The 10250-nt window shown below is 61.3% G+C and carries 7 protein-coding genes and 1 tRNA gene; 5 read left to right on the forward strand and 3 right to left on the reverse strand.

The window, feature by feature from the left end; all coding sequences use genetic code 11:
• The first annotated feature begins 165 nt into the window (after positions 1-165).
• The 5 genes from VFN25_RS03175 to VFN25_RS03195 all read left to right on the forward strand — a co-directional run bounded on the left by VFN25_RS03175 (position 166) and on the right by VFN25_RS03195 (position 7093).
• Positions 166-525 carry a DMT family transporter gene (locus VFN25_RS03175; RefSeq protein ID WP_325138735.1) on the forward strand — a complete coding sequence of 120 codons (360 nt, stop codon included), beginning with the start codon at positions 166-168 and terminating at the stop codon, positions 523-525.
• Positions 526-840, forward strand: a complete 315-nt coding sequence (locus VFN25_RS03180; RefSeq protein ID WP_325138737.1) for a multidrug efflux SMR transporter — start codon at positions 526-528, stop codon at positions 838-840. It begins immediately after the preceding gene.
• A gap of 397 nt (positions 841-1237) precedes the next feature.
• Positions 1238-2419, forward strand: a complete 1182-nt coding sequence (locus tag VFN25_RS03185) for an efflux RND transporter periplasmic adaptor subunit (RefSeq protein WP_325138739.1) — start codon at positions 1238-1240, stop codon at positions 2417-2419.
• A gap of 12 nt (positions 2420-2431) precedes the next feature.
• Positions 2432-5587, forward strand: coding sequence for an efflux RND transporter permease subunit (locus VFN25_RS03190; protein ID WP_325138741.1), 3156 nt, complete (start codon positions 2432-2434; stop codon positions 5585-5587).
• A 264-nt stretch (positions 5588-5851) separates the two neighbouring features.
• A complete protein-coding gene (locus VFN25_RS03195) occupies positions 5852-7093 on the forward strand; it encodes an MFS transporter (RefSeq protein WP_325138743.1) in 1242 nt (413 codons plus the stop codon).
• Between the two features lie 103 nt (positions 7094-7196).
• Here VFN25_RS03195 and VFN25_RS03200 read toward each other — a convergent pair whose 3' ends face one another.
• The 3 genes from VFN25_RS03200 to fur form a co-directional block, all read right to left on the reverse strand.
• Positions 7197-9158, reverse strand: a complete 1962-nt coding sequence (locus tag VFN25_RS03200; RefSeq protein ID WP_325138745.1) for a cytochrome c/FTR1 family iron permease — start codon at positions 9156-9158, stop codon at positions 7197-7199.
• Positions 9159-9367: 209 nt separating this feature from the next.
• Positions 9368-9444 (reverse strand) — tRNA-Arg (locus tag VFN25_RS03205).
• 189 nt (positions 9445-9633) lie between these two features.
• Positions 9634-10041 carry a ferric iron uptake transcriptional regulator gene (gene fur / locus VFN25_RS03210; protein WP_325138747.1) on the reverse strand — a complete coding sequence of 136 codons (408 nt, stop codon included), beginning with the start codon at positions 10039-10041 and terminating at the stop codon, positions 9634-9636.
• Between the last annotated feature and the right edge of the window lie 209 nt (positions 10042-10250).

Genomic DNA, 10250 nt, shown 5'->3' on the forward strand with positions numbered 1-10250 from the left:
GCAGTGGCATGCCGAGTTGGGACTGGCGCCCGGCCCGATACGGGCATTGTCCATCCAGGAGGTGGTTCCCGGCGCGGTCGTCGAGGGCCCGATGGACGATCTGGCCGAGCAGGTACGCGACTTGCACCGCCGCTTTCACAACGCGACCTAGAAGGAACTGAGCTCATGGGATGGAAATATGTCTTCTGGGCGGCGTTCGTGGAGATCTTCTGGGTCCTCGGCTTGAAATATTCGGTCAATCCCTGGATGTGGGCCGGAACGGTTATCGCCCTAGTATTCAGCTTCTATTTCATCATCAAGGCCTGTGCGGTACTGCCGAGCGGCTCCGTCTATGCAACGTTTACCGGCGCAGGTGCCGCGGCCATTGCGCTCATTGATTTCACCTTGCTGGGGCAACCATTTACGTGGCCCAAAGGCCTGTTCATCTCTCTGATCATTGTTGGCGTTGTCGGCGTACAGCTCTCCACAAAAGAAACAGAAATGCGACCGCAAGATTCACTCTCAAGCCAGGGCGGAGATAACTAGATGGCCTGGCTCTATCTGCTTGTTGCCAGCTTCGGCGAAATCCTCGGCGTCGCCAGCATCAACATGTACCTGAAGCGCAAATCGTGGTGGTGGTTGCTGGTGGTCATCCTGGTATTTTCATTCGGGTTCTATTTTCTCGCCCTGGCAATGCGCGAAATCCCGCTGGCAACGGCATATGCGATCTGGACCGGGCTGGGTGCCGTCGGTGCGGTGCTGATGGGTGTCCTCTTTTTCAAGGAAACCATGACCCGCCCTCGCCTGCTGTTTCTGACCTGCATCATCAGTGGAGCCGTGGGTTTGCAGATCGTTTCGTAGTCGGTGCCGCGCCTTGCCGTATTGATTCCGCTGACGTGGCACTGGTGGTCGGTCGTGTCGAGTTTGTTGATGCTCCTGCTGGCGTGCCGCCTTGGCGTTCCGAATGACTCCGGTACGCAACCAGCTCTGCGTTCAGTTCGCGGTCGATCACCTGCTGCTACACTTCATCGTTTACCGGCGCCTCATTCACCGGCGTCCTGCAGCCCGCCGCCATCGCGCCCAGGCTCAATCCATCTACCTCGCTTGCCCACGGCCTGCTCCTCGCGGCTCGTACTGCTACGTTTCATCGGTAAGCAGCTCGACAGTACAAATCACAGACTCTGTCGGCGATGCCGTCCACAGCTCGGCCTGTTGCCTGACAACTGTACTTCCTTTCCTCATTTTTCGAGTTCCGGCCATGTTGAAGCACGCCCCCCGCCTGATCCTTCTGTCACTCGCACTTGCCGTCGTTCTGAGCGCCTGTGGCAATGAGGAAGACCCGCGCCAGCAGACGGCGGCAGCGGTGACTGTGGTAACCCTCAAGACCGCCTCAGTGACACTCACCCGCGAGCTACCGGGTCGCACCAGTCCGTATCTGGTCGCCGAGGTGCGCCCGCAGGTGAGTGGCATCGTCCAGAAACGCCTGTTTGACGAGGGCGCCCTGGTTACCGCCGGACAGCCGCTATACCAGCTTGATGATGCCGCCGCGCGCGCCGATGTCAGCCTTGCCAATGCGCAGCTCGTACGGGCCCAGGCGGCCTTGACGCTGGCTCGGGTGACCGCCTCGCGCATCGCCGAATTGGCGAAAACCCACGCGGTCAGCAAGCAGGACAACGAGACCGCGATTGCCACCTTGAAGCAGGCCGAGGCCGATGTCGGCGTGGCTCGCGCGGCGGTCCAGGGGCGCAGGGTGACGCTGGATTACGCCCGCATCACCGCGCCGATCAGTGGCCGCATCGGCAAGTCGTCGGTCACCCAGGGTGCGCTGGTTACGGCCAACCAGGTTGCAGCGCTGGCCACCGTGCAGCAACTGAATCCGATCTATGTCGACCTGACCCAGTCCAGCAGCGAACTGCTGCAACTGCGCCAGAGCCTGGCCGCCGGCACGCTGGAAAGCACCCAGTCTCTTCCGGTCCGGATCCTGCTCGAAGATGGCACGCCGTTTTCGCATCCCGGTACGCTGGCGTTCTCCGAGGTCACCGTCGATCCCTCCACCGGCAGCTTCGCGTTGCGCGTGGTGGTGGACAATCCCGACAACATCCTGCTGCCGGGCATGTACGTGCGCGCCGTGATCGGCAACGGCGTGCGCGAAAACGCGATCCTGGTGCCGCAACAAGGCATCACCCGCGACCCCAAGGGCAATGCCTCGGCGATGGTCGTCGGCAAGGATGGCAAGGTCGCGGTCCGCGAGGTCGAGGTCAGCCGCACCGTCGGCGACCAGTGGCTGGTCGAAGATGGCCTCGGTGCCGGTGACCAGGTGATTGTCGAAGGGTTGCAGAAGATCGGCCCCGGCATGCCTGTGCAGGTGACTGAGCAGCAGGCGGCAACCCAGCCCGATGCAGGCACATCCGAGCCCTCCCCTGACGCCAGCAAACCGTAAGGGGATCATCACATGGCACACTTTTTCATCGATCGCCCGATATTCGCCTGGGTCATCTCGATCATCATCATGCTCGCCGGCGGGCTGGCCATCTTCACCTTGCCGATCTCGCAATACCCGACGATCGCACCGCCCACGGTGACCATCTCCGCGACCTACCCCGGCGCTTCGGCCAAGGTCGTGGAAAACTCGGTAACGCAGATCGTCGAGCAGAACATGAAGGGCCTCGACGGCCTGTTGTACTTCTCATCGACCAGCGAGGCCAATGGCCGCGCTTCGATCACGCTGACTTTCCAGAGCGGCACCGATCCCGATACCGCCCAGGTGCAGGTGCAGAACAAGCTGCAATCGGCAATGCCGCTGCTGCCACAGGAAGTACAGCGCCAGGGCGTCAGCGTGAGCAAGGCCAGCACCGGCTTTCTGCAGGTGATCGGTTTCGTCTCCACCGACGGCAGCATGGCGCGCGACGACATTGCCGACTATGTCACCGCCAACGTCCTCGACCCGCTCAGTCGCGTGCCCGGCGTGGGCAACATCCAGAATTTCGGCGGCCAGTACGCGATGCGCATCTGGCTCGACCCGAACAAGCTGAATACCTATCAGTTGGCACCGTCGGACATCATTGCCGCGGTGCAGGCGCAGAACGCCCAGGTGGCAGTGGGCACGCTCGGCGGCGCACCGGCAATCGAGGGCCAGCAGATCAATGCCACGATTACCGCGCAGGACCGCCTGCAGACGCCCGAACAGTTTCGTGACATCGTCGTACGCAGCAATGCCGACGGTTCGATGCTCAAGCTTGGCGATGTTGCCCGCGTCGAATTGGGATCGGAGAACTACGAGTTCCTGACCCGCTTCAACCGCCAGCCTGCCAGCGGCCTGGCCATCTCGCTGGCAACCAATGCCAATGCTCTCGATGCGGCCAAGGGTGTCAATGAAACCCTGGCTCAACTCGCGCCCTTCTTCCCGCCCGGCCTGAAGGCAGTCGTGCCGTTTGACAGCACGCCCTTCGTGCGCGTGGCGATCACCGGGGTGATCATCACCCTGCTCGAGGCTATCGCCCTGGTGTTCCTGGTGATGTACCTGTTCCTGCAGAATTTCCGCGCCACGCTGATCCCGACGATCGCGGTGCCGGTGGTGTTGCTCGGCACCTTCGGCATCCTTGCCGCGATGGGTTTTTCGATCAACATGCTGACCATGTTTGCCATGGTTCTGGCGATCGGCTTGCTCGTCGACGATGCCATCGTCGTGGTCGAGAACGTCGAGCGCCTGATGAGCGAAGAAGGCCTGTCACCGCTTGAGGCCGCGCGAAAATCGATGGACCAGATCACCGGCGCCCTGGTCGGCATTGGCGTGGTGCTGTCGGCGGTATTCGTGCCGATGGCGTTCCTCGGAGGCTCGACGGGCGTCATCTACCGGCAATTTACCGCGACCATTGTTTCGGCAATGGGGCTGTCGGTACTGGTCGCGATCGTGCTCACCCCGGCGCTCTGCGCGACCCTGCTCAAACCGATCAAGAAGGGTGAGAAACACGGCGAAAAGGGATTCTTCGGCTGGTTCAACCGCAACTTCGATGCCGGCAGCAGCAAGTATCGGCGCGGCGTGCGCGGCATCCTCGGACGCGGCAAGCGCTTCATGGCGATCTTTGTTGCCCTGGTGCTGATCATGGGCCTGCTGTTCGTGCGACTGCCCAGCTCCTTTCTGCCGGACGAAGACCAGGGCACGCTGTTCGCCCAGGTGCTCGCCCCGGTCGGCTCGACCCAGCAGCGCACGATGGAATCGGTGAAGAAAGTCGAGGACCATTTCCTCGGCGACAAGGACGCCGTCGAGTCGGTGTTCAGCGTGCAGGGCTTCAGCTTCGGCGGCAGCGGCCAGAACAACGCGATTTCGTTCATCAAGCTCAGGGACTGGTCCGAGCGCAAGGAGGCGAGCCTCGAAGCGCGCGCCGTGGCCGGCCGCGCCATGGGTGCACTTGCCCAGATCAAGGATGCCATGGCCTTTGCCTTCGCCCCGCCGGCGATGCCGGAACTCGGCACCTCGTCCGGTTTCACGTTCTACCTCACCGACAATGCGGGCCACGGCCACGAAGCGCTGATCGCCGCGCGCAACCAGTTTCTTGGCGCTGCGGCACAGAGCAAGCTGCTGGCCAACGTGCGCCCGAACGGCCAGGAAGACTCGCCGCAGTTGCGCCTGGACATCGACTCGGAGAAAGCCGGTGCGCTCGGTCTGTCCATTGCGGCGATCAACAGCACCCTGTCATCGAGCTGGGGCGGCGCCTACATCGACGATTTCATCGACCGCGGCCGCGTCAAGCGAGTGATGCTGCAGGCCGATGCGCCGTTCCGCATGGTGCCGGGAGATTTCAACCAGTGGTCGGTGCGCAACAACGTCGGCGCAATGGTGCCCTTCTCCGCCTTTGGCACCACGCGCTGGGTCTACGGCTCGCCGCGCCTGGAGCGCTACAACGGCGTGCCGGCCATGCAGATCCAGGGCGAGGCCGTGGCTGGCGAAAGCTCCGGCGCGGCCATGAATGCGGTGGAAGCGCTGGTCGCGGATCTGCCGACAGGGTTTGGCATCGAGTGGACCGGATTGTCTTACCAGGAGCGCCAGGCCGGCGCGCAGACGCCATTGTTGTACTCGCTGTCGCTGCTGATCGTATTCCTGTGTCTGGCCGCCCTCTACGAGAGCTGGACGATCCCGACTGCGGTCCTGCTGGTGGCACCACTCGGCATCCTCGGCACGGCCCTGGCCGGTACCCTGTTCGACATGAATCGTGACGTCTACTTCCAGGTGGCGATGCTGACCACGGTCGGCCTGACCAGCAAGAACGCGATCCTGATCGTCGAGTTCGCCAAGGCCAACCTCGAGAGCGGCATGGAACTGATCGAAGCGACGATGACCGCAGTACGCGATCGCTTGCGGCCGATCCTGATGACCTCGCTGGCCTTCGGTCTCGGCGTGCTGCCGCTGGCACTGTCCAGCGGTGCCGGTTCCGGCGCACAACGCGCGATCGGCATCGGCGTACTCGGCGGCATGATCGTCGGCACCGTGCTGGGTCAGTTCTTCATTCCACTGTTTTTCGTGGTGGTCGAGAAGGTCTTTGTGCAGCGCAGGCACAAACCCGATACCGCCCCGGTCGATGCCGACAATGCGAACGGCGTGCAACCATGAGCAGGAAGCGTGGCGAATTTCAGGCCAGCGTGGAAGCTGGCAGTATCCTGAGCCATTGATCCACTCTGCTGAATGATGATGTCGGGCAATTCAGGAAATGGCCTCCAGACGCATGAAAACCACCGGGCAAGGCTTCCTGACAAGCGCAGGCAGGCAGCCTGCACGCTCGTGTTTTCAGCGCGAATGCCCGGTCGCTGATGCGCTGCGCTCGATGACAGGCGCTCGACACGCCGGGCAGCTGCCAACCGATTCCCGGAATCCCCCATGAAGCACACGCTGACCAAGGTCGCCGCCCTGTTGTTTGGTGTGGCCATTCTGCTGACCGGCCAGGGTCTGCAGGGCACGCTGATTCCGACGCGCGCGGGGCTGGAGAATTTTTCCACGGTAACGATTGGCATCATCGGCGCGTGCTACTTCCTCGGCTTCACCATCGGCTGCCTGCGTGGTGGCGTCCTGCTTCGCTCCGTGGGCCATGTCCGCGTTTTTGCCGCGATGACGGCTGCGGCATCCGCTGCGCCGCTGGTGCTGGGCTTGTGGGCTGATCCGTTGTTGTGGGGCGTCTTGCGCTTCATTACCGGCTTTTGTTTTGCCGTGCTCTTTATCGTCATCGAAAGCTGGCTGAACGGATGCACCAGCAACGAGTCCCGGGGCGGCGTTTTCTCGGTCTACATCTTCATCACGCTGACCGTGATGGCGCTGGGCCAGTTGATGATGCTCATGTACGACCCGCGCGATCTGGAGCTGTTCGTGGTTGCTTCCATTCTCGTCTCCTCGGCGTCGATCCCGGTCGTTCTTTCGCGATCCGAGGCACCGGAGAAACCAAAGGAAGTGCGCATTGATTTGCGCAGATTGTTCAGGATTTCGCCATCGGGTGCGACCAGCTGTTTTGCCGCCGGAATGACCAACGGTTCGTTCTGGGCGATCTCGGCCATCTTCGCTACGCAGATCACCGGCGACATCGATTCGGCGGCGTGGTACATGACCAGCGGCGTGATCGGCGGTGCAATTTGTCAATGGCCCCTCGGCCTTCTGTCCGATCGCATGGACCGGCGCCGGGTATTGTCTGCCGCAGCACTTGGCGCAGCCGTTGTCAGCGCGGTGATTGTGCTCTTTGGCGCACGCTTGCCCGAGCTCTCGTTGATGTTGCTCGGCGCACTCTGGGGCGGCATGTCATTCCCGTTGTATTCGGTCGCGGTGGCGCTCACCAATGATCGCGCGGAAAGCGACGAAAACGTGCGCGTCTCCAGCGGCCTGTTGCTGCTGTTCGGCATCGGTGCCGTCATCGGACCGGTGTTGGCATCCGTGGTGATGGGCGCAATGGGACCGCAAGGACTCTACGTATTCAGCGGCGCCGTGCATCTGCTGCTGTTCGGCTACCTCAACCAGCGCAAATCAAATCGATCGCCGGTCCCGATTGAGCAGCGCAAGGACTTCAGCACGGCATTGGCATGCGCGCAGACGGCGTCGACGGTCTATGAGTCCGGACCCAAGGATGACGTCGCGTAGCCTCACCCCGTGCGCCTGATCGAAAGCCGCCCACCAAGCTGCGCCTGAAAAGGGCAACGTTGATTACGAGGGACAACCGCCACGCAATCAGCGTTGCCGGGGCTCATGCTTTCGAGGCATTCACCAAGGCCCGCGACGAGCGCGCGTTGAAGATGAAACCAATCGCTGCGGCAATGGCGACGCCGAGCTGGGCGGTGAGGGATTGCCAGGATGGATAGACTCCGAGCCAGTCGACACGCGGAGCGGCAATCAGCGTCTGTGCTACCCAGCCAGCTTCCTGCAACGCGATGATGCCCTTGCCGACGAGAACCACCGCGAGCACCGCAATCAGGATGGAACTGATCGAGAAAAACTGACTGATCGGCAATCGTCTGCTGACGCGCAGCATCCAGTACGCCACAAGTGCCAGCACGACGCTACCAGCCAGCAGTCCGCCGAGGATCGCTCGGCTGTTCTGCTCGCTCCACATGGCGATGAAGAACAGGATGGTCTCGAACACCTCTCGATAAACCGCGACAAACGCCAGCACAAACAGGAACCATGCGGAGCGTCGAGTCAACGCCGCCGACATCTTTTCGTGCAGGTATTGCTGCCAGCGCCCGGCCAGGCTCTTCTGGTGCATCCAGATGCCCACGCTCAACAACACGGCCGCCGCAAACAGCGCCGACAGTCCCTCAGTCACCTCGCGGTTCGCGCCGCTGATGCTGACAAAATAGGTGGCCACAGCCCAGGTCACTGCACCGGCCAGCAACGCACTCACCCAGCCGGCGTGGACATAGCGCAACTCCTCGCGACGTTCGGCTTTGCGCAGGAAGGCGATCATGCCGATCACGATCAGCAGCGCTTCGAGTCCTTCGCGCAGGAGAATCGTGAAGCTGCCAACGAATGCCGTCATCGCATCGGTATGACCGTCTTGCAAGACGCCTTCTGCGCGATCAAGGAGCGCGCCGATCTCGGTCGCCTTTGCGCTGACATCGGCAGTCGATGCCGCGTTCCCGAGTTGCGAGCGGAGCTCGCTCATCCTGGTTTCAATTTCGCGCATCAATGCACGATCACGTGTCGCCAAGGTCGGCTCGATCGGCTCGATACCATCCAGATATGACGACAGTGCCAGCGATCTGGCCTGCGCCACATCACCCGCCCCGTAGGCGTGAATGCTGTCCGCCAGGCGCTGCCTGGCCAGGGCGAACGGACTGTCTGCACTCCCCGGCGCAGGTTGATTGATCGCATCCGGATTGGATCGCAGAAAGGCCGTGATCGCCTTCGCCGGCGCATCGCCGAGAGACTTGGCCAACTCCATCTCGCTGGCGCGTGTCAGCATGTCGGGGGAATTGAAATGACGGCGCAGATCAGCATCGTCGTTCCACAGTGCTTTGCCCTTGGCATCGGATTCTGCCGAATAGGCCATGCCGCCGACATAGAAGGACAAGGCCCAGCGATCCGCTTCGGATAGCGCCGCGTAGCCGACCATCGAGGTGCCCTGAACGCCCTGCGAGATAGCCTGATAGAGCGCAAACAGACTCCGCTGAGCCGCACGTTCTGCATCAGTAAACGCGATCGGCGGCGGATCCAGACTCGCGGCGGCGGGGCCGTCACCATGACCACTCGCGCCGTGGCAGGCCGCACATTGCTGTGCGTACAGGGAAGATGCCCGGGCCAGGTCTGGCGGCGAAGTCGGCGCCGCAGCAACCGGATAGAGCACCAGCAAGCGATCCGCCAGACGATGGGCCAGGTCAGCCACCACGCTCGGCTCCGCCTTGGCCTCGACCGCCGCGACCAGCTGATCGGCCTCCACAATCAATTCTGCCGGATCTGGGCTGGCCGGCAACGCCGCCAGATGTGCATGAATCGTGGCGGCGAACTCGCGCATCTCTGCGTATTCGCCCTCCGAAATCACCTTTCCATCCTGGATCGCCCCGGCGTAGTCCACCGCGACATAGTCCAGCAACTGCCAGGTCTGTCGGGGATTGGGGGGGTCGGCACTGGTCGCAAGAGCCGTCGAGGCCAGAATCCCCGACAACAACCAGATGCTCAGGACGTGGCAGAGAAGGCGCGCGAATGGCATGTGACAAATCCTACATGACTGAAGGTTTAAATGCTAATGATTCGTATTTGAACACAAGGCTCTGTGAAAGCGCACCTTTTGACAAGCCATCAGGCCAGGGAAAAACTGATTCGCACAGCTTCGTCACAGAGGCCAATTTTGGCTTGAAAAACGCCCAAAGAAAAAAGGACCAGTGAGAGCTAACTCACTGATCCTTAATCCTTTTACAATGGCGCGCCCGGAGAGATTCGAACTCCCGACCACCAAGTTCGTAGCCTGGTACTCTATCCAGCTGAGCTACGGGCGCTTTGATCATCGTTGCTGCCGATACTTGCTGCGCTACGCAACAGGCCGGGTTCAACGAGGGGGCGGATTATTCGGTGCTGGGATCGTTTCGTCAACACCTGAGGTCATTTATTTTCAATCGCCACCCTTGTTCGTGCTCGAAGATTGCTTCTTTGCTGCAAGCTCGGTCGCTTTTCCCCTCGTCGAAAATTCAAGTTTTCCTGCGTGGTCGAACATACAGCACAAGGCTGTGATCTTCGATCTGGTAACCGTGCTCGGCGGCGACTTCGTGTTGCAGGCGCTCGATCTCCGGGCTGGTGAACTCGATCACCTTGCCCGATTCGACATCAATCATGTGGTCGTGATGTTCGCCGCGATCCATCTCGTAGACGGCCTGGCCACCTTCGAAATTGTGCTTCAACACCAAACCTGCGGCTTCAAACTGGGTAAGCACGCGATAGACCGTCGCAAGACCGATATCGTCTTCGTTATCCAGCAGTTGACGATAAATGTCCTCTGCCGTCACATGATCGCCTTCGAGCCCTTCCAGTATTTGCAGGATACGCAATCGCGGATGGGTCACCTTGAGGCCGGCTTTACGCAGTTCAGTCGATTCCATGGCTGTTCTCCGTGCGCGCAGACTATCGCGCCATAACGATCAATAAGGATCGCTAGTGTATCATCCGCCGTTTCGACAACGCCGAGCCTGAACGCATGCTGCTTCGTCTGATTGCCCTGATTTCATTACTTGCCCTGATCCCGCTGAGTGGTTGCGGCATGCTCTACAAACTCGATATCCAGCAAGGCAACCTGTTCAACAAGGACCAG

The organism is Dokdonella sp., from assembly GCF_035703485.1.
Lineage (GTDB): Bacteria > Pseudomonadota > Gammaproteobacteria > Xanthomonadales > Rhodanobacteraceae > Dokdonella.